General features: G+C 56.5%; 21 protein-coding genes and 1 riboswitch. Of the genes, 14 read left to right on the top strand and 7 right to left on the bottom strand.

Annotation, left to right across the window (positions count from 1 at the left end):
- The first annotated feature begins 1 nt into the window (after position 1).
- The 5 genes from VJ369_RS00400 (at position 2) to VJ369_RS00380 (ending at position 5792) form a co-directional block, all read left to right on the top strand.
- Positions 2-1375, top strand: coding sequence for a carboxylesterase family protein (locus VJ369_RS00400; RefSeq protein ID WP_324090185.1), 1374 nt, complete (start codon positions 2-4; stop codon positions 1373-1375).
- A gap of 300 nt (positions 1376-1675) precedes the next feature.
- Entirely contained in the window at positions 1676-2560 is an 885-nt protein-coding gene (locus VJ369_RS00395) for a VOC family protein (protein ID WP_324090184.1), read from the top strand.
- A gap of 41 nt (positions 2561-2601) precedes the next feature.
- Positions 2602-3450, top strand: coding sequence for a fumarylacetoacetate hydrolase family protein (locus tag VJ369_RS00390; protein ID WP_324090183.1), 849 nt, complete (start codon positions 2602-2604; stop codon positions 3448-3450).
- 42 nt (positions 3451-3492) lie between these two features.
- A complete protein-coding gene (locus VJ369_RS00385; RefSeq protein WP_324090182.1) occupies positions 3493-5112 on the top strand; it encodes an FAD-dependent oxidoreductase in 1620 nt (539 codons plus the stop codon).
- A 2-nt stretch (positions 5113-5114) separates the two neighbouring features.
- On the top strand, positions 5115-5792 hold the full coding sequence (locus VJ369_RS00380; protein WP_324090181.1) for a GntR family transcriptional regulator: 678 nt from the start codon (positions 5115-5117) through the stop codon (positions 5790-5792).
- A 13-nt stretch (positions 5793-5805) separates the two neighbouring features.
- Here the strand turns inward: VJ369_RS00380 and VJ369_RS00375 are convergent, their stop codons facing one another.
- Positions 5806-6969: a glycerate kinase gene (locus tag VJ369_RS00375; RefSeq protein ID WP_324090180.1), complete on the bottom strand. Its 1164-nt coding sequence runs from the start codon at positions 6967-6969 to the stop codon at positions 5806-5808.
- A 439-nt stretch (positions 6970-7408) separates the two neighbouring features.
- Here VJ369_RS00375 and VJ369_RS00370 point away from each other — a divergent pair, with 439 nt between their 5' ends.
- Positions 7409-8857 (top strand): MFS transporter, encoded by a 1449-nt coding sequence (locus VJ369_RS00370; protein ID WP_324090179.1) that lies wholly within the window; start codon positions 7409-7411, stop codon positions 8855-8857.
- Between the two features lie 145 nt (positions 8858-9002).
- On the opposite strand, the gene VJ369_RS00365 is transcribed toward VJ369_RS00370, so the two are convergent.
- Complete coding sequence (locus VJ369_RS00365; RefSeq protein WP_324090178.1) at positions 9003-9440, bottom strand: MarR family winged helix-turn-helix transcriptional regulator; 438 nt, start codon at positions 9438-9440, stop codon at positions 9003-9005.
- 316 nt (positions 9441-9756) lie between these two features.
- Positions 9757-9864: riboswitch (TPP riboswitch) on the top strand.
- On the opposite strand from VJ369_RS00365, the gene thiC reads away from it, so the two are divergent.
- Together thiC and VJ369_RS00355 are read left to right on the top strand one after the other, a co-directional pair.
- The gene (gene thiC, locus VJ369_RS00360) at positions 9862-11604 is read left to right on the top strand and encodes a phosphomethylpyrimidine synthase ThiC (RefSeq protein ID WP_324090177.1); all 1743 of its coding nucleotides are present in this window, start codon (positions 9862-9864) and stop codon (positions 11602-11604) included. Its footprint overlaps the riboswitch before it by 3 nt.
- 469 nt (positions 11605-12073) lie before the next feature.
- A complete protein-coding gene (locus VJ369_RS00355; protein ID WP_414652597.1) occupies positions 12074-13606 on the top strand; it encodes a SulP family inorganic anion transporter in 1533 nt (510 codons plus the stop codon).
- Here VJ369_RS00355 and VJ369_RS00350 read toward each other — a convergent pair.
- Positions 13603-14529 (bottom strand): GGDEF domain-containing protein, encoded by a 927-nt coding sequence (locus tag VJ369_RS00350; protein ID WP_324090175.1) that lies wholly within the window; start codon positions 14527-14529, stop codon positions 13603-13605. The two genes, VJ369_RS00355 and VJ369_RS00350, sit on opposite strands and share 4 nt — an antisense overlap.
- A 231-nt stretch (positions 14530-14760) precedes the next feature.
- Here VJ369_RS00350 and VJ369_RS00345 point away from each other — a divergent pair, with 231 nt between their 5' ends.
- A complete protein-coding gene (locus VJ369_RS00345) occupies positions 14761-15456 on the top strand; it encodes an EAL domain-containing protein (RefSeq protein WP_324090174.1) in 696 nt (231 codons plus the stop codon).
- Here VJ369_RS00345 and VJ369_RS00340 read toward each other — a convergent pair.
- Both VJ369_RS00340 and VJ369_RS00335 read right to left on the bottom strand, forming a co-directional pair.
- The gene (locus VJ369_RS00340; RefSeq protein ID WP_324090173.1) at positions 15418-15639 is read right to left on the bottom strand and encodes a hypothetical protein; all 222 of its coding nucleotides are present in this window, start codon (positions 15637-15639) and stop codon (positions 15418-15420) included. The two genes, VJ369_RS00345 and VJ369_RS00340, sit on opposite strands and share 39 nt — an antisense overlap.
- Positions 15636-17072 carry a glycosyltransferase family 2 protein gene (locus VJ369_RS00335; protein ID WP_324090172.1) on the bottom strand — a complete coding sequence of 479 codons (1437 nt, stop codon included), beginning with the start codon at positions 17070-17072 and terminating at the stop codon, positions 15636-15638. The genes VJ369_RS00340 and VJ369_RS00335 overlap by 4 nt, the downstream gene beginning before the upstream one ends.
- Before the next feature lie 341 nt (positions 17073-17413).
- Here VJ369_RS00335 and VJ369_RS00330 point away from each other — a divergent pair, with 341 nt between their 5' ends.
- Both VJ369_RS00330 and VJ369_RS00325 read left to right on the top strand, forming a co-directional pair.
- On the top strand, positions 17414-18796 hold the full coding sequence (locus VJ369_RS00330; protein WP_414652598.1) for an MFS transporter: 1383 nt from the start codon (positions 17414-17416) through the stop codon (positions 18794-18796).
- 23 nt (positions 18797-18819) lie between these two features.
- Positions 18820-19242: a DUF1801 domain-containing protein gene (locus VJ369_RS00325; RefSeq protein ID WP_324090170.1), complete on the top strand. Its 423-nt coding sequence runs from the start codon at positions 18820-18822 to the stop codon at positions 19240-19242.
- A gap of 3 nt (positions 19243-19245) precedes the next feature.
- On the opposite strand, the gene VJ369_RS00320 is transcribed toward VJ369_RS00325, so the two are convergent.
- The gene (locus VJ369_RS00320; RefSeq protein ID WP_324090169.1) at positions 19246-20355 is read right to left on the bottom strand and encodes a hypothetical protein; all 1110 of its coding nucleotides are present in this window, start codon (positions 20353-20355) and stop codon (positions 19246-19248) included.
- Between the two features lie 204 nt (positions 20356-20559).
- Here VJ369_RS00320 and VJ369_RS00315 point away from each other — a divergent pair, with 204 nt between their 5' ends.
- From VJ369_RS00315 to VJ369_RS00305, 3 genes are all read left to right on the top strand, one after another.
- Complete coding sequence (locus tag VJ369_RS00315; protein ID WP_324090168.1) at positions 20560-21210, top strand: class I SAM-dependent methyltransferase; 651 nt, start codon at positions 20560-20562, stop codon at positions 21208-21210.
- A 159-nt stretch (positions 21211-21369) separates the two neighbouring features.
- The gene (locus tag VJ369_RS00310) at positions 21370-21759 is read left to right on the top strand and encodes a DUF2975 domain-containing protein (RefSeq protein WP_324090167.1); all 390 of its coding nucleotides are present in this window, start codon (positions 21370-21372) and stop codon (positions 21757-21759) included.
- Positions 21759-21986, top strand: a complete 228-nt coding sequence (locus VJ369_RS00305) for a helix-turn-helix transcriptional regulator (RefSeq protein WP_324090166.1) — start codon at positions 21759-21761, stop codon at positions 21984-21986. The genes VJ369_RS00310 and VJ369_RS00305 overlap by 1 nt, the downstream gene beginning before the upstream one ends.
- Here the strand turns inward: VJ369_RS00305 and VJ369_RS00300 are convergent.
- Positions 21983-23668 carry a formate--tetrahydrofolate ligase gene (locus tag VJ369_RS00300; protein WP_324090165.1) on the bottom strand — a complete coding sequence of 562 codons (1686 nt, stop codon included), beginning with the start codon at positions 23666-23668 and terminating at the stop codon, positions 21983-21985. The two genes, VJ369_RS00305 and VJ369_RS00300, sit on opposite strands and share 4 nt — an antisense overlap.
- Positions 23669-23786 lie beyond the last annotated feature (118 nt).

Raw genomic sequence — 23786 nt, 5'->3', positions numbered from 1 at the left:
CATGGCCGTCTATTCCTATGCCACCGCTACCGGCGCACGCTTTGCGCCGCTACAGGCGGTGGAGGACTTAGTTCAGTCCAGTCCAGTGGTGTTCCCGCAGAGCCCCGGGTCCCTGGACTGGCTGCTCGGCCCTGCTTTGCAGGAACTGGAACAGTCTGAGGATGCATTCCAGCTGGCTGTGTTCGCACCGGCAGGCGCTCGTGATCTTCCGGTGATGGTCTTCCTACCCGGCGGAGGCTTTGTCTCCGGCGCCGGTACCGTGCGCTGGTATAACGCGCAGAACTTCGCCGATACCCAACGGGCTGTAGTCGTTGTGGTGAATTACCGAGTCGGATTGCTCGCCCATCGAGGTCGCGTTGGCGGAGGAAATACCGTACCCGAAGAGCTACTTTTGGCGCTTCGCTGGGTGCAGCGCCACATTGGCACGCTGGGTGGAAACGCTGAGAACGTCACGCTTGCGGGCCAGTCTGCCGGTGCGTTCTGGGCCTTTACCCTGGCCCAGCTCGAAGAAGCCCGCGGTCTCTTTCAGCGCGTCTACTTCGGCTCGCTGTCCTTCCAACCGCCAATGTCAGAACAAGAAGCAGCGCAGCGCCAGGCACTCGTTACCGAGCACCTGGGCGAACGGGGATTGGAAACCGTCACGACGGCTCAATTACTGTCCACTGCCAGCGGCATCGGCAAGCACTGGGCCGGGCGCGGCCTTGGGCTCTATCCGAGCGCCGACCAAGCGGTTCCCGCCGACTTGTTCGACGCCGGCGCCGCGGCTTCGCGTTTGCACGTAGATCAGGTGATGTTGAGCCATACTGCCGACGAAGCCACCGCCTTTATCGGCCAGGCGCCGGATCAAGCCTTCCCGGAACCAGCTGTGCATGGATTCATAGGTGCGCATTTCGCCGATCCGGATATCGTCGCGGAGGTCTTCGCCGAAGATCAGTCGCTGGTGACTGCGAAGGACCGGATGATTCGCGCGATGACCTTACATCAGATTGAGTTGTACGCGACCGAGCTGGCCGATGCCGTGGCAGCAGCAGGCAAGCAGAGCCACGTAGTTCGCTTCTCAGTAGTTTCCGAGTTGCCCAAGGCACGCTCCGCGCACTGCTTTGAGCTTCCCTTTGCTTTTGCCAATGCACAGCATTGGGAAGATGCGCCGATGCTACGCGGGCTGGATCCCGAGACCTATGATGAGGCCTCAACACAGTTCAGCTCGCTACTTGGTTCATTCTTGAAGGACGGCATACCTGCCGACACGCAAGGCAACCCCTTGCCGGCGCATCAAGTTGGCACCGTCGAGGCTCGCCAGGTTACCGGCTCCGGGGTTCAAGATCATCGACTCGAACGCCGTCTGACCACTAAGCGCTTGGCGCCTATACGGTGAAGTCCGCAATCGCTATGCAGCAGTAGCGTCTCAAGGAGATGCTCCCCCGGGGGAATTGAGTTACACACATTCCACTGGCCGCATCGATTCCAAGAGCTCATCGAATTTCTTGGCCTAGTTGTCACCCCGCGAGACATAACTTCGCGCATTTGCGCGCTGATTCTGATGCCCGTTCCGGACTTGATCGGGACGGGCATCAACTCATTTAAGAAACTTTTCAACATCTCTGGATAATCTGCTTAAACAAAGATAATCTAATTATTGAGACAGATTGCATTCGCGCTAACCGAGAGGATCACCATGGCTTGGGGACTAATTAGGGAAATGGGCCACGTTTCCATCCAAACCAACGACATCGAAGGCTCAATCTTCGATGCCACGGAGCTCTTGGGCTTGCGCGTCACCGAACGCACCGATAATGAGGTCTATCTGGCGGCAAATTCCGTGCACCACGAACTGACCTATGTGCAGTCCGAGGTCAACGGCATTCACTCGCTGGGCCTGATCGCTCAGAACGGCGACGCACTGCGCGAAATCCGCCGCCGCGTTGCCACGGAGAACTTCAAGATCGTCTCCGAGACCCCGGTCTCCGCCGGCGTGCAGGATGGATTCTCCTTCATCGGCCCCGAAGGCTGGGTCTTCGAGATCTACACCGGCATGCAGCATACCGACCGCGGCCTGCTCTCCTTCGGCCCGGACCGCTACGGCCACATCAACTTCCACCCGCGCGATGTGCGCGGCATGATGGAATTTTTGCGTCGCATCTTCGACTTCCGGCTCTCCGATATCATCGGCGATGACTACGCCTACTTCATGCGCTGCAACCCAGACCACCACGGCATCGCGCTGATCAAGGGCCAGGGCACTTTCCACCACCATGCGTGGCAGGTCCAGTCCGTGAACGACCTAGCCAAGCTCGGCGACCGCCTCGGCGCCGCCGGACGCGAACTGATCTGGGGCCCGGTCCGCCACGGCGCGGGACACAATATCGCCGCGTACTACGTAGAAACTTCAGGCGCCGTCGTCGAGCTGTACACCGATCTTGAACAGATCTATGACGATGAACGCGACCCGGTCATCTGGGGCGAGGACGAAAACTGGTGGAATATGTGGTCCAACCGGCGTACCGAGGACTTCCGCACCTTCGGCATCCCCACGGTCACCGAACTTAAAACTTTCATCTAACAACTGAGCGATTCACAAAATTTTCGAAAGGCAACAATCACATGAAGTACGTATCTTTCCTTGCAGCTGACGGCACCGAGACCTGGGGCGTAGCCATCGATGGCACCGTGCATGATCTGGGCCCAACCGGCAAAAACCTCGCAGCCAACGTGCGTGAATTAATTGAAAAGGGTGCCTTCGGCACCGAACTGGATCTGTCCGGTGCGCCAACTACCGACGAAGCTGAGATCACCCACCTGCCGTCACTGACCAACCCAGGCAAGATCATCTGCATCGGTGTGAACTACCTGGCTCACCAGGAAGAATCCGGCAAGACCGGGCAGACCGCACCAACGGTCTTCACCCGTTTCGCCGATACTCAGATGGGTCACTTGGCTCCTGCGGTGAAGCCGGCTTCCACCACCAAATTTGATTACGAAGGCGAGATGGCCTTGGTCATTGGCAAGGAAGCTTGGCGCGTCTCCGAAGAAGATTCCTGGGACCACATCGCCGGATATGCCTGCTACAACGACTTCTCGGTCCGCGACTGGCAGAAAGCTGCCAGTCAGTGGATCCCCGGCAAGAACTTCCCTGCAACCGGCGGTTTCGGCCCATACCTGGTCCCGGCCAAGGATCTGGGCGACGTTAACAAGCTGACCCTGGAAACCCGCGTGAACGGTGAGGTCCGCCAGAACGCTCCGGTCTCCAACCTCGTATTCAACATCCCACAGCTGATCAACTATGTCACCGGCTTCACCAAGCTGAACCCGGGAGACGTAGTTGTCACCGGAACTCCAGGCGGCGTAGGCCTGTTCTGGGGTGAAGGTGGACTGCTCAACGACGGTGATGTCGTTGAAGTGGAGATCACCGGACTGGGCGTTCTGCGTAATACCGTCAAGGACGAAGTCTAAGTATCCACGCAGTACCATTCAAAGCAAAGTAAGGAGCGGGCTGTGGCCGAACGTGCAGAAGTCGATGTACTGATTATTGGGGCAGGTCCTACGGGACTGACCACCGCCAATCTGTTGGCGGACGCCGGCTTGACGGTAGCCCTGATCGAGGCGAACCCGGGCAGCGGTGACGAACCGCGCGCCATCAGCGCCACCGACGAGACCCTGCGCGTGATGCAGCATCTAGGCATCATGGATCGGCTCGCTCCCGAAATGCTCATGGATACCGGGGCACGCTACTTTGGCCTTGGCGGCAAGGTGATTGCCGACGTCCGCCCCGGAAACCCGCGCCTTGGCCAACCCGGAAAATCACAGTTTGATCAGCCGGTCCTCGAAGGATTGCTTTACGAGGCAGCGGCTCAGCGCGAGAAGATCAGCCTGCATTTCAACACCTCCGCCACTTCGATTACCCAGGACGAACACGGTGTCCGAGTCGCGGCCACCCGCCTCGGCGAGCGCAGCCTTGGCTACAACGGTGCCCTAGCCGGAGATTCTGGTTCACAAAGTGCACCGCCGGAAAACTCACCGGTCACCGAGCTGGATTTTAAGGCCAGCTGGGTTATCGCGTGTGACGGGGGCCGTTCCTTCACGCGGCGTGAACTAGGCATCGGCTTGCAAGGATCCACACAGGTAGAACGTTGGATCGTGGTGGACTTGCTCGACGTTCCGGGAAACCCCGAACCTTTTGCCTCCTTCCATTGCAATGGAACCCGGCCGGCTGTCGTCGTGCCCGGCGTCAACGGTCGGCGCCGCTACGAATTCATGCTCTTTGATCATGAAGATGGCGAAGCGATGATCAGCACCGAGTCAATTACCAAACTAGTCACCCCCTACCAAGACATTTCCACCGTCACGGTACGCCGGGCCACCGTCTATACCGCTCATCAGCGTATTGCCGACAGCTACCGCAGTGGACGCGTGCTGCTTGCCGGTGACGCCGCGCATTTGATGCCACCGTTTGCTGGGCAGGGTTTGAACGCCGGAATCCGTGACGCCGTTGGCGCCTCATGGCGTGTAGCCGCCGTGGTGAAGGGCGAAGCTAACGAGTCAATCATTGACGATTACGCCTCCGAACGCCGGCCTCATGCGGCGGACATGGTGAAACTGTCCAAGCGCATTGGTTGGGTCGTGATGAACACGAATCCTGTGGTGACCCGCATTCGTGATGCGGTAGTCACCGGAACCCGAGTGTTTCCAGCATTAAACCGCTGGCTGACGCAGATGCGCTTTCTCAAACAGCCGCATTACACCACTGGTACCGTTTCCCCAGCCTTGCCCGGAGTGCCGCACTTGGCCGCCGAGTTCATTGGGCGCAGCCTGCCACAACCGGATATCAGCGTGGACGGCGAAAATACCAAGTTAGACGAACTATTAGGCGCCGGATGGAATTTGATGGAAGTCTCTGCGGGGCACCGTCTGATCTTCACCGACCAGCTCGGTAATACGCGCGCTGCGCTGGATACCGGGCGAGTTTTCGACGCAGCTACCGGAACGGTGCTATTGATCCGCCCAGATTTCTATGTAGCAGGCATTGCACCAGCGCGCGAGCGCCAGGCACTGCTGCAATCCTTACTCTCCAAGGTTCCAGCCCTTAGAGACTTCGATACTGCCCTGCGGCACTAATCATGGCTAAGGCATCGACGCACTCAGTAGCCGGTATCCGCAACGCAATTTTAGAAGGTCACTGGTCCCCGGGTGACAGGCTCCAGCCTTCGGCTATTGCGCAGCACTTCGAGACCAGCACCACCGTAATTCGCGAGTCGCTGACGAAGCTCGCCGGCGAAGGCCTAGTTACGAGCAAGCCCAATCGAGGGTTTTTCGTACCTGAACTAAGTCTTCGAGAATTAGCGGACATTACCGAGCTACGCTGCGTCACAGAAGAACTCGCCGCCAAGCTAGCGGTAGCTCGCGGTGATCTTGGATGGGAATCAGGGCTCTTCGCGGCTCATCACAAGTTAGCTCGAATCCCCAGACATCTCAGCCAGTCCCCGGTAGTACTAAACCCTGAGTGGGGTTCGGCCCACCGCGACTTCCATCGGGCGTTGCTCTCCCCGTGTGATTGCGCACCGATATTGGCACTGTCAGCTAACTTAGCTAATTCAACATTGTTGTACCGGCGCTGGGCGGCAACTTCTGACGCAGCCAGTGCCCGCAACGTGGAGCATGAACATGAGCAACTGCTTGAAGCCGCGCTGAGCCATGATGCTTCCAAGCTCGCCCGCTTACTCCGAGAACATTACGAAGGTTCGGTTCAGGTCATCTTAGAGGCGGGGCTTCTCGGCACCGCGTCGGTGAGCGTCTAATCAGTGCGCCAGTTCAGCGCAGGTAGGTGCGGGCCACGTTATATGCGGTACGCCGAATAAGCTGCAATGCGTTAGCGGAGAGCTCTGCCAGATCCGCTGGGCCTTGGGCAATCGAGTAGGCGGCGAGGATTCCAGAGTCGGCGAGCGCCGCTTCGTCCAAGGCAACCGAACCGGCGATGACAATGACGTCTGCTTGCGGATTGGCCGCTTGCAATACCCCACTTACTACCTTGCCCTGTAAGGATTGAGAGTCCAGGCGCCCTTCGCCGGTGAAGACGAGCTGGGCGGCGGAAAGGATCTCATGCGCGTTGATTGCCTGTGCCACCAGTTCCCATCCGGGCACTAGCTCAACCTCGCAATAGGATCCAATGCAAAGAGCCAGGCCTCCGGCAGCTCCCATTCCTGCACGGTCACGCATTTTTCGCCCGGTTGCAGCTTCTAGAACATCTGCCAATTTCCGAAGACCCGCGTCCAGCCTCTCTACCTCCTGTGGTGAGGCGCCTTTCTGCGGACCGAATACCGCGGCCGCACCATTAGCACCCAGCAGTGGGTTGGTGACATCGCAGGCAATTTGCCAGGTGACCTGTTGCGCCCGCGGATCCAAAGTGGAAACGTCGATGCTGGCCAATTCATTGAGCCGGCCGCCGCCTGGAGCAATTTCTTGTTCCTGCACGTCAAGGAGCTTCGCCCCTAGGGCGGATAAAAGCCCAGCTCCTCCATCGGTGGTTGCTGAACCGCCCAGACAAAGAATGATTTTTTGGACACCAAGATCTAATGCCTGCGTGACAAGCGCGCCGAGCCCAAAGGTCGTCGCGGTCAGTGGCTGCCGAGGCACGTCACTGACTTGAGGTAATCCAGCGGCTTCAGCAGCTTCGATTACGGCTGTTCTCCCGTCTGCAGACAATCCGAACCGGGAACTGACTGTTCGACCCACCGCATCGGTAGTTTGGGCATTTTGTGGCTCGGTTCCCCATGCGTCGGTCAGCGCGTCCAGGGTTCCCTCGCCACCGTCGGCAAAAGGGACCGCCGTAATTGCTACTTCACGGCTAATTGAGTTTGCAGCCGCCTGCACACCGGCGGAAATCGCGGCAGCTACTTCGCTAGCCCGGGCGCTGCCCTTGAACGAATCTGGAACTATTGCCACATTCAGCGGGTGGGACGCATTGCTCTGTGTCATGAAATCAACTTTAGATTCAGATGGAGCTTTGAACCATAGTCGTTAACACATAATTCACACATATTCCCGCCCATAACCTGTGCATCAAACACTGCAACTGAGCAGAAATGGGCACAGCGCCCCTGCCAACTCTTATCGCACAGCAGCAAACGCCTGATCAAAGATTCGCCCGAGAGATCAGTCACGAGCAACGGGAGCGAAACTACATCATTTGCCGGAGGAGCTCTCGGCCGACTTCATCGGCCCCAGCAAACGGTGCCGGATATTTGGCGCAGCTCGGGCAAATCCGCGAGAAGCAGGGGCAGCTGAGCTCTCTTAGATTTTCGTGCCAGGACATACCGGGCCTTGCGAACATGCACTGCTCCATCTCTTGAGCCACCGCGTCCATGTGTAAGATGAATACAGTATGCATCTTACACATTCCCTCTGAAGGGTCCTCGTGTCCAAACCCACCTCGGCCGGAATCCCCGGCTCAGGTCTTGCCGTAGGCGTTCTCGCCTCTGCAGGCATCGCTTCCTCGCTCACCCAAACCATGGTGACCCCGCTGATCCCCCAGCTTCCGAGCATCTTTAATACTTCGGCGGATAATGCCGCTTGGATCATTACCGCGACACTTCTGGCGGCGGCCGTAGCGGTACCCATTTCCGGACGGCTCGGCGACCTTTTTGGCAAGCAGAAAATGATCCTCATTCTTGCGATCCCACTGTTTATCGGTGGGCTGCTGTGTGCGGTCGCACCAAATGTTGAACTGATGATTGCCGGACGTGCACTGCAAGGCTTCGGTTCGGGAATGGTCCCGCTGGGCATCGCCATGCTGCGCGACTTGGTCCCTAAAGAACGCCTCTCCGCCGCCATTGCCACGGTCAGTGCCACGCTAGGTGTCGGTGGAGCGGTGGGCATGCCGCTTTCCGCGGCAGTGATCGAATTTGCCGACTGGCGCGCGGTGTTTTATGGAAGTGCCGCACTTACGTTGCTGGTCGCATTAGCCATCTGGAAACTGATCCCGGCTCTGCCCGCGGGAGCTGCTGGACAGAAATTCGATTGGCTCGGCGCCATCGGGCTGACTATTGGTTTAGTGTCATTGATTCTTGCTGTTTCCAAGGGCTCGGCGTGGGGTTGGGCTTCTGCGATGACCTTGGGACTACTGGCCGTTGCCGCTATTTCGCTAACACTGTGGGGAATTTGGGAGACACGCACCAAGGATCCACTGGTGGACCTGCGCACCGCGGTCATTCCACGAGTTCTGCTGACAAATATCGCGTCGATTTTTGTGGGCTTTGGCATGTACGCGAGCATGCTGGTCATGCCTCAGATCCTTCAGCTGCCCACACAAACGGGCTACGGCTTGGGACAGTCCATCCTTGCAGCTGGCCTCTGGATGGCCCCGGCGGGCCTGATGATGCTTGTGCTTTCTCCCATCGGCGGAAAGCTCACCGACGCGCGGGGACCGAAGTTCACCCTTACCCTCGGCGTCTCGATTCTCGCAATCGGCTATGGCGTGGGCTTGCTGGGCATGGGCAGCACCTGGGGCCTGCTGGCCACCAGCCTTGTCGTCAATAGTGGTGTCGCTCTTGCCTACGGCGCGATGCCGGCAATCATTATGGGCGCTGTTCCGCGTAGCGAGACCGCTGCGGCCAATGGATTCAACACCCTGATGCGGTCGCTAGGCACCACCACCGGCGCCGCTGTTGTTGGCCTCGTCTTGGCCCAGATGACCACCGATTTCAGCGGTGTCACGGTCCCCTCGGAGACCGGCTTCCGGATGGCGCTAATCCTGGGCGCTGGCATCTCGGTTATCGCGGCAGTACTTGCCGCACTGATTCCTTCAGCGCGAGCGAAGCCCGTACTGGAACCGGTAGGCAATCATCAAGAAGTTCCAGCTAAATAACCGCTTGCGGCTGAGTCTGCGCTATTACGAAGCTTGCGCTCAGCACTGGCATAGGAAGCATCGCTAATGTAGAAACTACCTCCTTGAAGGTGCGAGTGATGATCGTAAGGACTCCCGTTGGATATTGCCCAACGGGAGTTTTTCTTTAAGTCCGCTTTGATTCGCTATATTCTTCGATCGACAGATTAAAGCGGTGCAAAAAATTTGCGAACGAGTCGATATCCGACGTAGACCAATCTCCCATGATGTGTTCCAGCGCGTTCGTCGAGACTTTTCGGGCTTCGTTCATTTGTTGCTCGCCGTCGGCGGTCAACGTGATCTTACGAGCCAGGTGTCCTTCCGGATCGGCAATCCGCTCTAGATAGCCATCCTTGATTGCACTAGTTACTTGCCGCTGCAGGGTCGAGGCATCCAGGCGTAATGCGTGGCTCAGTTCCGCGATGGTCATCGGGCCTTGCCCGTCGATACGGCTCATCAACAGATAGACGCTTCGATCCAGTCCACCGGCCTGTCGCTGGTGGGCAATGGTGTAGCGACTGAGCATCAGCTGCTCAAATTCGATATCGGCGATACGGCGCTTCATTTCTCCCCTTATACGGCTGACGCTCCATCCATCCTACCCTCAGCATGCATGATACATATTCGTGGATCATGACCCTGACCGCAGGCCGCTGTGCCGAACCCCGGAAGTCTCGCGTAGCTCGTTTCCGAGGCATTATTGACCCGCAGCCAAAGCTCAGACATGGCTCCAGGCTCCGGTGCAGTAAGTACCTCTTGAAGGTGCGGGTAATGTTCAAAAAGGTGGTCCCGTCCTGCGTCTGGCCCACCTTTTTCATTGCGCCAAACACAACTCCCATTTTTTGAGTTCCTTCCTCAACGTGTCTGACGTGGTACGTTAATTCAGACCACACGGGTGCCCCGGCAGGGGCTGAGACCGGACTATTGCCGTCCGCGACCGTTGAACCTGTCCGGGTAATGCCGGCGAAGGAAGTGAGTTTCCAACAGTGGAACAATTTGAACAGCACCCTGCCCACACCCTTGCCTACCGCGCATCCACGGGGATCTCAGTGCCCGTCACGCGGATCAAATTGGCAGATTCTCCCAATGGCCAACCAAACGAACCGCTGACCGTGTACCGTACCAGCGGCCCGGGTAGTGAACCCAACGCAGGCCTTAAACCATTTCGGGAATCGTGGATTCTGGCGCGCGGAGATGTCGAAAATTATGCAGGGCGTGAGCGTAATCTGCACGATGATGGAAAGTCTGCGGTCCGCCGCGGCACGGCAAGCGCCGAGTGGGCCGGCAGATCCGCGCCTCCACTGCGTTCGCACCCCGGCGCCCGGGTCACCCAAATGCATTACGCACGCCGGGGACTGATCACCGAAGAGATGCGCTACGTGGCATTGCGCGAGGGCTGCGATGTCGAATTAGTGCGCAGCGAGCTAGCCGCCGGCCGCGCCATCATTCCCTCAAATATCAACCACCCGGAAGCCGAACCGATGATCATCGGTAAAGCGTTTTTAGTCAAAATCAACGCGAACATCGGTAATTCGGCGGTTACCAGTTCAATTGCCGAGGAAGTCTCCAAACTCCAGTGGGCCACCAAGTGGGGTGCGGATACGGTGATGGATCTTTCCACCGGGGATGATATTCACACCACCCGCGAATGGATCATCCGCAATTCCCCGGTGCCCATAGGCACCGTGCCGATCTATCAGGCCCTGGAAAAGGTCAATGGCGAAGCCAATGAACTCACCTGGGAGATCTTCCGGGACACCGTCATTGAGCAATGCGAACAGGGCGTGGACTATATGACCATTCACGCCGGAGTCTTGCTGCGCTATATCCCGCTGACCGCCAACCGTGTCACCGGAATGGTTTCGCGCGGCGGGTCAATTATGGCTGGCTGGTGTCTGGCGCACCATCAAGAGAATTTCCTCTACACCCACTTTGATGAATTGTGTGAGATCTTTGCTCGTTACGATGTGGCCTTCTCCCTGGGTGATGGGCTGCGCCCGGGATCTATCGCAGATGCCAATGATGCGGCACAATTTGCCGAGTTGGACACCTTGGCCGAGCTGACCAAGCGGGCTTGGAAATACGATGTTCAGGTCATGGTTGAGGGGCCCGGGCATATCCCATTTCATTTGGTGCGCGAAAATGTGGAACGCCAACAACAGCTGTGTGACGGTGCACCGTTTTATACCCTGGGCCCTCTGGTCACGGATATTGCACCGGGTTATGACCACATCACCAGCGCCATCGGTGCTACCGAAATCGCTCGTTACGGCACGGCAATGCTCTGCTATGTGACTCCCAAGGAGCATCTGGGGCTGCCCAACCGTGATGATGTGAAGACCGGAGTCATTACCTACAAGATCGCTGCTCATGCTGCGGATCTAGCCAAAGGCCACCCCGGCGCAATCGACAGAGACAACGCCCTGAGCAAAGCACGCTTCGAATTCCGTTGGAGTGATCAGTTTGCGTTGTCCTTAGACCCGGTCACCGCGCAGGAGTTCCACGACGAAACGCTCCCGGCAGAACCGGCAAAGACCGCTCATTTCTGTTCGATGTGTGGCCCGAAATTCTGTTCTATGCGCATCTCCCAAGACATCCGTGACGAGTACGGGTCCGCCGAGGCTCAAGCTGCCTTGGCCGGAATGGCGCAGAAAAGCAAGCAGTTCCTCGAAAGTGGGGGCAAAGTTTACGTCGGGGACAAGATTCCCGTCGGGCCCGGCACGGACTAGCACCGGCGAACGCGAAGCCGAACCAAAGTTCCTGCACAGCAAGCACGCCTAGAGTAGTAATTACCTCATTGAAGGTGCGAGTGATGATCGTGAAACTCCCCGCCGGTTTACCGGCGGGGAGTTTTCGTTAAGCCAAAGACTTCGAGGCTGCCGCACAAGGCCCGCTAAAATTCGAAATGGCCGGCCAAGGTCCTGGGATTCAAGAGCGATCATCCGTGACCCTCATCAAATGCCGGGCTCACCCAAAGTTACTGCACAGCATTCACGCTTAGAGTAGTAAATACCTCATTGAAGGTGCGAGTGATGATCGTGAGATTCCCCGCCGGTTTACCGGCGGGGAATTTTCGTTAACAGCACACGGGCTCCATCTGAATTTTGGCGCCGAGATTCCGAGCACCTTACTTAGCTTCCGGGCACCGGGTGCGATATTTTTAGATAGTCCCCGCACGCAGCTTTCTGGGGTCCTCAAATGAATGGAGCACCCGTGTCTACCGCGGTTAACGAACTGACGCCGCTAGAACGGCAGTCCGTCTGGCGTACTTTGAAATCGCCACGGTTGCTTAAAACCGAGCTGCTGGCCGGTCTAGTAGTTTCGCTGGCGTTGATCCCCGAGGTCATTGCCTTCTCGATTATTGCCGGAGTTGATCCGCGGATCGGGATCTTTGCTTCATTCACCATGTCGATAGTGATCGCATTTACCGGTGGCCGTCCAGCAATGATCTCTGCCGCGGCCGGCGCGGTCGCGTTGGTAGTTGCTCCGCTGGTGCGTAGCCATGGGGTGGACTACCTTTTTGCTGCGGTAATTTTAGCCGGTATTTTCCAGGTGATCTTGGCGCTACTCGGTGTTGCGAAACTGATGCGCTTCATCCCCCGGCAAGTGATGATCGGGTTCGTCAACGCACTCGCCATCCTGATTTTTCTCTCACAAATGCCTGAGCTTGGAGACGTTCCGTGGGCCGTCTACCCACTGGTTCTTTTAGGCCTAGCTATCGTCTACTTCTTCCCGAAAATCACCAAGGCGGTCCCTGCCCCACTGATCGCAATCGTCGTACTGACGCTGATCACCGTGCTTGCCAAGGTCACCGTGCCTACCGTGGGCGACAAGGGAGAGCTGCCTGAATCACTGCCCTTCTTCTTGATCCCCAACGTTCCTTTCACCTTCGAAACGTTGCAGGTCATCGCGCCCTATGCATTAGCTGTCGCATTCGTGGGCCTGTTGGAGTCCTTGCTGACTGCCAAGCTCGTTGACGACATCACCGATACCCCCTCGAATAAAACCCGGGAATCTTGGGGTCAGGGGACCGCGAATATTGTGACCGGTTTCTTCGGCGGAATCTGTGGTTGCGCGATGATCGGCCAGACCATGATCGGGGTGAAAGCCTCCGGTGGCCGAACCCGCATCTCCACCATGTTCGCTGGCGTCTTCATGCTGCTTTTGGCGGTATTGCTCGGTGACATCGTGGCGCAAATCCCGATGGCTGCACTCGTCGCAATCATGGTCTTCGTGTCGATGACGACTTTCAACTGGCACAGTATCCGGCCGAGCACGCTGAAGATGATGCCTAAGAGCGAAACCGCGGTGATGGTGGTGACAGTTGTGTTCACCGTTGCCACCAACAACCTGGCCATCGGCGTTGGACTAGGCGTGCTGACCGCAATGGTTCTCTTCGCCAACCGGGTAGCGCACTTTGTGACCGTGAAGCGCGATCAGCCGACGGCAGCGTTGGCCGGAACCGACGCCGACACTGCGATTTACCACGTAAACGGCGAGCTGTTCTTCGCCTCGTCAAATGACCTCTACACCCAATTCGATTACGCTGGTGACCCGCAAAAAATCATCATCGACATGTCTGCTTCCCACCTGTGGGATGCCTCAACGGTGGCTGCTTTGGACTCCGTTAGGACCAAGTATGCCAGCTACGGGAAAGCGGTAGAGATTCGCGGACTCAACGAGGCCAGCCAGAAAATGCAGGACCGCATGGGTGGAAAGCTGGAGGGCTAAATACGTTCTGAGCGTCGCCGTTTGTTTTCAAACATGGCTCGATCGGCACGCAGAATCATGGTGCTTAGGTTGTCTCCGGTGATAGCTTGAGCCAGCCCATAAGACCACGAATACTCACTTGAACTCTGCGTCCTGCCCAGCAGCCTTTGGGCATCGTCCATCCCGGTATTAGGAAAGAGTAGAACGAACTCGTCTCCGCCTAAACGGCACACCAGATCCGATTTTCTTGTGGCCTGCTTCCAATTTGCCACGAGGTTGACTAACACTTGATCACCGGCTTCATGCCCTTGCGAATCATTGATCTGCTTAAACCCATCGAGGTCAATCAGGGCAACGGTCATGGGAAGAGATGAACGAAGTGCGCGGGCAAGAGCTGGCTCACCGCGTAGCGATAGTCCATTGCGGTTTAAAGCTCCGGTAAGCGCATCAATTTCGGTGCCTTGTTCGAATCTTCTGCGGACAAAAGTTCCCACGTTGATACTCAGGAAAGTGAAAAATGTCAGTCCGGCAATGTTGAGCAGCGTTTGGCTGTGTTCGGTACCAACCGCCGGACCAAAGAACACCGCGTAGACCGTTGTAAAGATCATCGTGGGGTAAATCGATAGTCGAGTGAGCCAGACGGGGAACAACCATGACAGGTATAGCGCAATGAGCGGGAACTCCTGAAGCCGCAATATCACTTGTTCATGGTTTGTAGTGAAGGCAACGTTATAGACAAACGAGGAAAGTTCCGTCAGCACTCCGACATAGGCCACCCAGAGCGGAAATTTATCACCTTTAAGGAGAACTAAAATGAGGACAGTCAGCGCACCAAGAAAGTGAACCACCGACGCCCAAAGATAGATGCCAGACCCCCCTGGTTGCACGATATTGATGAGGTACAGAATCATCAGAAACAGCGCCACGAGCCCGGTGATGCTCACACCGATATCTGTGATCCCACCCAGGCGTTGCGCGATACCCGCCGGATCCCACCAGTGTTTATCTGTTGATCTTCTTTGATCAGTACCTAGATCCACAAGATGCCCCCATGCTGTGTGTTTGATCCGCGCGTAGCTTTAGCTCATCGCGCACTGTAATGTTTACTTCCGGTTTCCCTTATCGGATGCTGTCTCTCGTCTAGTCTAAATTTCCCTCTGCAAGGGAGCTATATCGTGCATTTTGTTTTCCAACCTCTTATTGATGTCGATCAGTGGACAGTCTTTGGATTTGAGGCACTGACTCGGTTTGATGATGAGGTTTCTCCTGATGTGCACTTCCGCAACGCTTACACGGAGAACCGGCTTACCGAACTAGAACTACAGGTAATCGACGGAATCATTCAGGCTAGCGTGCATCTTCCCTCAGGCATGCTCCTCACGCTTAACGCGTCAGGTCCAACCATCGAAGCGCTGGGAGCGGCAACCGTGGAAATGGACGCTCGGCTAACCTGGGGTTTGGAACTAAACGAACTCAGTGAACCGTGTCTGTGCAACCAAGCCAGGAATATCGCGACAAGCCTCAATTGCTTGCTGCTGATCGATGATGCAGGAATCGGATATGCAAACCGCTCTCGGATCCTGGAGTTGGAACCAGATGTGGTGAAGCTAGACCGCAGCATGATCAGTTCCTATGCTGAATCAGCTGAGGTCCGTAAATTGGTAGACTCGCTGCTTTCAGCTGCCAGGGAGACCGGAGCCAAGACTCTCGCCGAAGGGTTAGAGACCGCGGAAGACCTCGAACTTATCCGGCACCTAGCCATCGATTACGCCCAAGGTTTCTACTTTGCAGCTGGGAACCGAACCGAACAGCTTCCGATGATCTTGGATGATTTACACCGACGCCTCGGGATCAATGTTCCGAGTTTCTGAACGTCGATCGCGTCCTTGCCCGGAAGAAATCCGAATGACGGGGATGATCTTGATAATTCCCAGTACCAAATAAATCACCGTATTAATGGCTACGAATGAAGCTAATACGCTAAACCATGAGCTCGCCAGCACGCTCTCTGGCAGCAGTATGCCGCGTGGCACCATCAGACCGGAAAACATCATCGCTTAGCCCCTTCTTCGATTGGTTCGTTATGTTCCACGTGCTTCCATGAGGCGCTGCGCCCAAAGGCAATATCTCCGACGCCTTTGAGAAAGGCCAGATTCAGGAAAACATCGTAGACCAATTCGGGGATGACAAGCACCGCCAAGATCCGAGCCTTCCAACCTCCATGCCATGTGGTGACAACGCGTTCAATCGCAAAAATTAGTCCCAGTAGCATCCAGAACGGGAACCAGACCCAGGTATCCATAGATACCAGCATCAAGACCATCAGCAAGAAATAGCTGAACAGGGCAATCACCCCATAGCCGATTCCGATCTGCTGAGCCCAATACCGCATCGTCTGAGGAGTGACTCCGTAAGCTCCGAGATTCTCCAAGGCACCACGCTGCCAGCGTAGGCGTTGGGCCCACAGCATCTTCCACGATGGCATCAGTTCGGTGATTACCGTACATTTTTCCGGCGACGTTGTCAGACCGCCCAGTGTTTTGATGGCAATGGTCAGCTCGTTGTCCTCGGTGAGTGCGGCGGTGTCGTAGACATCTCCGGGTGTACCAGGAAGTGTATGTCCGCGAGATGCCGCCACTTCGCGCAGTGCTGCTGAGCGAAATACCGATGCGGTGCCGGTGAGTACGAAGACTCGTCCGTCACGGCGGGAAATTTCGCGCTGGTAACGGGTGTATTCGTTGCGCTGGAACTGGCCGATAAGCCCATGCCCCTGTTCACCATGAAATAGTCCGCCCACAGACATCAACGCGCGATCCGCGGTAAAACGGTCTTTTGCGGTACTCAGATAATCGTTTCCGATTTGGCTATCTGCATCCATGACCATAACGCAGTCGTTGTCTCCCAACTGCGGCAGAAGGTTTTCCAACGCCTGATTCAAGGCGCCACCTTTTTTGTGGACATTGGCTACGGATTCGAACACCTCGACTCCATGCTCCAAGGCAACAGCTACCGTATTGTCGGTGCAGTTATCGGCAACCACTACTACCCGATGAGGTTTAAAAGTCTGTTCTTGCAACGCTTGCAGGGTATATGGAAGGGAAGCTTGCTCGTTGTGCGCTGGAATCAATACCGTGACTGTCACCGGTCCGGCATAGACCCCGCGGGTTCGGGCCATCACGGTTCGCGGGGCTAGCGGACGCGAAGTCTTTTCGACCGGTGTCCGGCGGAACCGACGGGTTACCAACCGTTCACTTAGCACCACGAAGGCGACCATGAAGAGGGCAATAGCCACGGCAAAATATAGGATCTCAGTATTTGGAAGTTCAGCGCTGTAGAACGTAGACCAGAGCCCTGCCAGTTGGACCTCCACCGGCTTCCAAAGGACCGGCGTTTCTGTTGCACTCAAAGCCCACCACATCAGCAGTGCTGCAATACTGACTATGGCAATGACAGCAAGACCCACGAGTCTTTGGAAGTACTTGGGCATGGTTCCTCTCCGGAGCTTTATTGAGAGAAATTCTCGTATTCAATAATAAGAATCTCAAACAATGACATTATCTACTGCCACGAATCGACAACCATACTAGCGCCCTGGGAGACGAAGCATGCTGCATAATCGCGTAAACATTCAATAGTCTAAGCGCTTAACTACACCGGCGTACTCGTATTCTTCGAATAGTGACCTAACCGTAATTATCCTTGGCTCATAAGAGCATCTGAACTTGTTTTGTTACAGAAATTTCTAGAATATCTACCGCGGCGTTCTCACTGGTCGTATCATGTCCTTTACGCAGAAGCATGTTAATCCCGATCATCGTGAACCTCAAAATGGCAGAGCACGTGCAAGGCAACGAAGCGCAGGATCGGCCCAGCACCGAGCCTAAAAACGGCCAACGTTCTTTCCTGCATATTCTGGTCAATACGGCGATAGCCAATCTAACGACTAGTTACCTCTGGTTCGCATTGACCTTCTGGGTGTATCTGGAGACTGAGAATGTCATGGCCACCGGCATTATCGGCGGTTCCTACATGCTGCTCATCGCCGCTTTCTCGATGATCTTCGGGACTCTCGTAGACAACCACAAGAAGAAGTCGATTTTTCTCTTTTCGGCGATATTCACCGCGGCTCTCTTCTCCCTTGCCGGGCTGATCTATCTCTGGTTGCCCACCCAATCGATACTTGATATCGGTGGTTGGCAGTTCTGGCTGTTCTGCTCAGTAATTCTCATTGGTGCCGTAGTAGAGCAAATGCGTGGGATCGCCCTGTCGACCACGGTGACACTGCTGATTCCACCAGAACGACATGCAAATGCCAACGGCCTGGTCGGAACCGTGCAAGGCATCGCGTTCATTGCCACCAGCGTATTCAGCGGTTTATCCGTTGGATTGCTCGGCATGGGGTGGACACTAATGCTGGCAATCTTGTTAGTCCTTGCCTCGCTGATCCACTTGCTAACTGTCTCCTTGCCCGAAGAAGCACCGGAAACCGAGCCAGAGCATTCACGAACAGCGGATCTGAAGATGGGATTCACTACCGTGCTTGCGATCCCGGGACTATTCGCACTGATCATCTTTTCGATGTTTAACAACTTCATCGGCGGCGTGTACATGGCTCTGATGGACCCCTACGGCCTGACCATCATGTCCGTGGAAGCGTGGGGAATTGTCTTCGGCTTAGCATCCACCGGTTTTGTCATCGGCGGTCTGCTGATTGCCAAATTTGGGTTAGGCAAAAATCCGATCCGCACACTGCTTCTGGCCGTGGTCGCCATGGGGATACTGGGTGCGATCTTCACCATCCGCGAGTGGGCTTGGCTCTACGTGGTGGGGATCTGGATGTATATGGTGCTGATTCCCGCGGTCGAGGCCTCGGAACAGACGGTCATCCAGAAAGTTGTACCTTTTAGGAGGCAAGGGCGCGTCTTTGGTTTCGCGCAGATGCTGGAAGCCGCGGCCGCACCTCTCACCGCGTTCCTCATCGCTCCACTGGCCCAATACCTGATCATCCCGTTCATGAAGACCGGCAACGGCGATACGAGCTTTGGCTGGTTGGTTGGCCAGGGTGACGCTCGCGGGATCGCCTTGATCTTCTTGGCGGCAGGACTGATCATGGTGCTAGCGGCACTGCTGGCCCTGACCAGCAAACAGTACCGCAGGCTTTCAGAAATATTCAGTGATCCAAAACCTGCACCCAAAATTAAGCCTGCTTAGGCTACCTGGAGAGAGAGCGTGAATTGAGCACCGCAAAAACGCAGCCCACCGACGCAAACGTCGCAGATTTCATCAACGCGTCCACTCCACTCAAACGCCGCGAGGATGCGCAGGTCTTGGCGCAGATCTTCGCCCAAGTTACCGGCGAGCAGCCCGTGCTGTGGGGTCCATCCATTGTGGGTTACGGGCAATACACCTTCGTTTCACCGTCGAATCCCAGGAACACCGGGATCTGGCCAAAGACCGGATTTTCCCCACGCAAGGCCCAGCAATCCATTTATGGGCTCAAAGATCTACCCGAAGGTGCACAGCTGCTCCCCCAGCTTGGTAAATACACCGAGGGAGCAGGTTGCGTTTATGTGAAAAAACTTGAGGACATCGACCTGACGGTTTTGCGGCGGCTCATCGCCATCGCTTACGCACGGGAAGATGAAACCAGCATGTAGCGCCTATTCGGTTTCTTCGATCAGGCTTTCGGCTTCGCTGACGCCGGCAGAGATCACCGGAAGCAGCCGCTCGTCCACTTCGTATTCCTCGCCGTTGGCTTTGAGCAGTCCGAAACCTTCCAAGGAGACAAGTGCCTGCCGAGCTTCCGGAAGGACCGCGTCGAAGTTCTTCGGCCCGCAGTTACGGCGCAGTGCCTCGAGATCTGCCGGGCGGCCGGTGACCGCGGTGACCAACAGGTTACGGAGCACCAAGAAGTACGCTTCGTCGCGCTCGGTGAAGGCTTGGTTTGGTACCAGATGGCTCTGCACGCAGCCAACACCCATCTCAAAGAGCAGTTGTGCGCTCTCGGATTCTTCGCCTTCAATCAGGTGAGCGAAGGCCAGGTCATCACGCACGATCCGCCCTTCGGATGGGTCAACCACCGAGAGAATCGCGGCGTTCCAGACGTGGGCAAAAACGTCCGGGGCCGGCGCATCCACCGGAACGGTTGCGGCATCTACGCCTACCGACGCCATGACTCGTACACGATCTTCGTTGGCCGCCTCGCTAAACGCGGTGATGTCCACGCCGTCACCCAATGCCTCGGAGAAGGCCTTGACCTTGGTGTAAAGATCGGTGCTCCGAAGCAACTCGCACAGTTGCGCGTCGTCTTCGGCGAAACCCTTCAGCGCGTCGTCCAGCAGTTCGCGCAGCTCGGTAAGATTTTCCTCGCCGCCTTCCCAGATGCCACGCTCGTGCTGGTAAGCGAAGAACTCAAGCCACGCGCTGAAGATCGGCTCGGCTTCCAGGCCTTCGGGCAGATTGACCAAGAACTCAGCGAACACTTCGCCGAAGAGCTCTGGCTCAATGTGGTGCAGGTTTGAACTGCGCGCGTGTTCGGCATATTCGGCACCGATGGAGCGCACAACACCCAGCTGAATTTCGGCAAGCTGCGCAGCTTCTTCCTGACCAACGGACGGCACCTTTTCGGTAACCCACTTCGCGTAGTCTTCACGCAATGAATCGACAAGAATTTCGGCCTGGATCCGAAATACACTGCGCCCGCGCTGTGCTGCCTTGGCAGGGTTGCCTGCACCGGAATTCTTCTTGCCCTGTTTCTTCTTGCTAGCCATGAAATGTCCTCGAGTTCTGTGCGGATTTGCTTACCTCAAGCCTACGGTGCACCGGCAATACACGTCTGCTTCGAAGGGCAAGGAAACATGTGATTTGCTCGACCAGTGGCAATTTTTGCGTCAGAAGCAAAATGAGGTGAACATGTGGTGCTTGCGTCCTACAGTTGAAGAAACAGGTCGTTAAAAATTTAGAACGGGGAACTCATGCATTCACATCATCACCAGACCGAGGCCGACCACGTAGCCTTCTGGGAAAACCACTACGGCCAGTCCGAGCGAGTCTGGTCTGGAAACGTTAATAAGGTACTGGCCGACACCGTCGCCGACCTTCCCGTTGGCAGAAGCCTGGACTTCGGCTGCGGCGAAGGTGCCGATGTCTTGTGGCTAGCCAGCAAGGGCTGGAAAGCAAGCGGCGTGGACATTTCCGCCACCGCGGTCAAACGCGCACAGGCAGATGCAGCCAAGCATGACTTGAGTGAGAGCCAGGCCCGTTTCATCACCGCAGACCTGACCACGTGGACTACCGATGAACAATTTGATCTGGTGACCTTGAGCTTCTTCCAGGCTCCCTTCGAATTTCCGCGCGCCGAGACTCTGCAGAGCGCCGCATCCTTAGTAGCTCCCGGTGGACACCTGCTGGCAGTATCGCACGCGGCCGCCCCATCATGGACCACTAATGAGCAGATGGCGCAGCATTCCTTCCCAAGCCCGGAATCCGAGCTAGCTGCACTTGATTTGGATCCGCAGCAGTGGAATATCCTCCGGGCAGAAATCGCCGAACGCCCCATCGCCGACCCAGAGGGTAACCCGGCGACGCTACAGGACACCGTGGTGTTTGTGCAGCGACGAGCCTAAGGCTGCCTTTTCGGAGAAGGGCTGACAGTACCTATTGATTTTCGATAGATAATGATCGATGATCAACTTATGAATACAGCGCTGACAACCCTTCTCCGGGCCTTTCTCGTCCTGATATTCCTAGGCTGCTTCCCTTGGCAAATATGGGTGATACCCACGTTGGCTCAAGAAAATGCAAGTCAGTTCCCTGAAGTCGCTTTCCTCGCGGCTCCCTATGCCGCGGTAGTGATCATGGGAATCGCGTGCATGCAGGTGGCACTGGTGGCCATTTGGAAACTACTGTCTTTGGTAGAGAACCACACTATCTTTAATCAACGCGCCTTCGTTTGGGTCAACACCATCATTGGGGCCATCGCACTTGCCACCGTTCTAGTGCTGGGGCTAGGTAGTCACTTACTGGGAATTATTAACGTTGGAGGCCCCGGCATCGTTTTGGCCGTTATGGCTGCCACGGCCTGCGGAATCGCACTTCTCTTGCTAATGCTCGTCATGAAAGGCTTACTGCGCGGAGCAACTAGCCTCGAAGCTGAATTAGCAGAGGTGGTTTGATGCCCATCATTATCGACATCGACGTGCAACTAGCGAAGCGGAAAATGTCGGTGGGAGAATTCTCCCGGGCCGTCGGAATCTCAGCAGCAAATATTGCTGTGTTGAAGAACGGCCGTGCCAAGGCGGTTCGTTTCACCACCCTGGATTCCATTTGCCGGGTCCTTGGCTGCCAACCCGGAGATATCCTGCGCTGGGTGCCAGAAGAATCTGAAGAGAAGCCCTCCTAGGACAGCCCCACCGCGTTCCCGTTGCCATCAACATCCATGTGCATGGCAGCGGGAACCTTGGGAAGACCTGGCATGGTTGTCAGCGTTCCGGTGATGGCCACGATAAAGCCAGCACCAGTCTTGGGAATCAACTCACGCACCTGCAGCGTAAAGCCTCCGGGGTCGCCTAGCAGAGTTGGGTCATCGGAGAAGGAGTACTGGGTTTTAGCTATGCATACCGGTAGCTGGTCCCATCCGTTGGCGTGGATCTGTTCAAGTACTCGTTTAGCTTTGGCCGAGTATTCCACCCCGGCGGCTCCATACATCTCGCGCACCACGGTAGAGATCTTCTCCTCGATGGGCAGCTGCAACTCATATAGTTCGGCGTAATTGCTTGGCGTCGCGATGGTGCGCAAGACCGCGGAGGCTAAGTCGACGGCACCTTGACCGCCTTGACCCCACACGTCTGCGACTGCGCATTCAACCCCGTGAGCCTGCGCCCACTGGGTGACCACCGCTAGTTCGTCCTCGGTGTCCAAGGTGAACCGGTTGATGCCGATAACCGGCTGGACGCCGAATTTTTTGATATTCGAGACATGCCGTGCGAGATTGGGCAGTCCGTCACGGACCGCCTCAACGTTTTCCTTGCCCAGCTCATCCTTGGTCACCGCGCCATGCATCTTCAGCGCACGGATTGTCGCGACGATGACCACCGCGTCAGGGGCACATCCGGCATAGCGGGCTTTAATGTCCATGAATTTCTCGGCCCCCAGGTCGGTACCGAAACCGGCCTCGGTCACCACAACATCGGCGAGTGTCCGGGCGGTATTGGTGGCGATGGCCGAGTTGCAACCGTGGGCAATGTTAGCGAATGGCCCGCCGTGGATGAACGCGGGCGTGCCACCGATGGTCTGCACCAGATTGGGCTTGATTGCATCCTTGAGCAGCAACGCCATGGCGCCGGCGGCACCCAAATCATCAACGGTGACCGGGGCCTTGGCATAGCTGTAACCAATAGTCATCCGGCCCAATCGGGCACGCAGATCCGCCAGCCCGGTGGCCAGGCAGAAGACCGCCATCACCTCGGAAGCCGCAGTGATCTCAAAACCGGTTTCCCTGGTCACTCCGTCTGTCACCGACCCAAGCCCGATCACCACGTGGCGCAATGCGCGGTCGTTCATGTCCATCACCCGCTTGAAGGTGATCCGCTGCGGATCAATGCCCAGCGAGTTTCCCTGCTGCAGGTGGTTGTCCACCAGTGCCATCAATAGATTGTTGGCACTGGTGATGGCATGGAAATCCCCGGTGAAATGCAAGTTGATTTCATCCATGGGCAGCACCTGCGAGTAGCCGCCACCGGTGGCCCCGCCCTTCATCCCGAAGCTTGGGCCCACAGATGGTTCACGCAAGGCGATCATGGTTTTGCTTCCGGCGGCGGTAAGAGCATCGCCTAAGCCCACCACCATGGTTGATTTACCTTCACCAGCTGGCGTCGGTGACATACCGCTGACCAGGATCACCTTTCCCGGACGGTCTCCGCGAGCCGCCAAAAGTGACGGGTCCACTTTGGCTTTGTACCTGCCATAGGATTCAACGGCTATATCCGGGATCCCCGCACGCTGTGCAATCTCGGATATTGGCTTGAGCACCGCCCGCGAGGCAATCCCGAGATCGCTCATATCGGTTTCCTGCGTCGCTTCCATCGTGTGTCCCCTTTGCCTGGCTTTCCGCATATCGGCCAATGAGGAAGTCCAAGGTTTATGGTTTTCCTCGATTCATCTACAAGCTACCACTGTGCTGCTGATGGGGGTCGAACCCCGC

The organism is Glutamicibacter sp. (genome assembly GCF_035257265.1).
Taxonomy (GTDB): domain Bacteria; phylum Actinomycetota; class Actinomycetes; order Actinomycetales; family Micrococcaceae; genus Glutamicibacter.
This window is presented reverse-complemented; position numbering and strand designations above follow the sequence as displayed.

Excerpts from the sequence above, each read along its gene's own strand:
- VJ369_RS00380 (WP_324090181.1), top strand. The coding sequence starts at position 5,115 with ATGGCTAAGGCATCGACGCACTCAGTAGCCGGTATCCGCAACGCAATT.
- VJ369_RS00305 (WP_324090166.1), top strand. The coding sequence starts at position 21,759 with ATGCCCATCATTATCGACATCGACGTGCAACTAGCGAAGCGGAAAATG.
- VJ369_RS00340 (WP_324090173.1), bottom strand. The coding sequence starts at position 15,639 with ATGATGTTTTCCGGTCTGATGGTGCCACGCGGCATACTGCTGCCAGAG.
- VJ369_RS00400 (WP_324090185.1), top strand. The coding sequence starts at position 2 with ATGGCCGTCTATTCCTATGCCACCGCTACCGGCGCACGCTTTGCGCCG.
- VJ369_RS00390 (WP_324090183.1), top strand. The coding sequence starts at position 2,602 with ATGAAGTACGTATCTTTCCTTGCAGCTGACGGCACCGAGACCTGGGGC.
- VJ369_RS00300 (WP_324090165.1), bottom strand. The coding sequence starts at position 23,668 with ATGGAAGCGACGCAGGAAACCGATATGAGCGATCTCGGGATTGCCTCG.
- VJ369_RS00395 (WP_324090184.1), top strand. The coding sequence starts at position 1,676 with ATGGCTTGGGGACTAATTAGGGAAATGGGCCACGTTTCCATCCAAACC.
- VJ369_RS00365 (WP_324090178.1), bottom strand. The coding sequence starts at position 9,440 with ATGAAGCGCCGTATCGCCGATATCGAATTTGAGCAGCTGATGCTCAGT.
- VJ369_RS00355 (WP_414652597.1), top strand. The coding sequence starts at position 12,074 with ATGAATGGAGCACCCGTGTCTACCGCGGTTAACGAACTGACGCCGCTA.
- VJ369_RS00330 (WP_414652598.1), top strand. The coding sequence starts at position 17,414 with ATGGCAGAGCACGTGCAAGGCAACGAAGCGCAGGATCGGCCCAGCACC.
- VJ369_RS00320 (WP_324090169.1), bottom strand. The coding sequence starts at position 20,355 with ATGGCTAGCAAGAAGAAACAGGGCAAGAAGAATTCCGGTGCAGGCAAC.
- VJ369_RS00315 (WP_324090168.1), top strand. The coding sequence starts at position 20,560 with ATGCATTCACATCATCACCAGACCGAGGCCGACCACGTAGCCTTCTGG.
- VJ369_RS00375 (WP_324090180.1), bottom strand. The coding sequence starts at position 6,969 with ATGACACAGAGCAATGCGTCCCACCCGCTGAATGTGGCAATAGTTCCA.
- VJ369_RS00335 (WP_324090172.1), bottom strand. The coding sequence starts at position 17,072 with ATGCCCAAGTACTTCCAAAGACTCGTGGGTCTTGCTGTCATTGCCATA.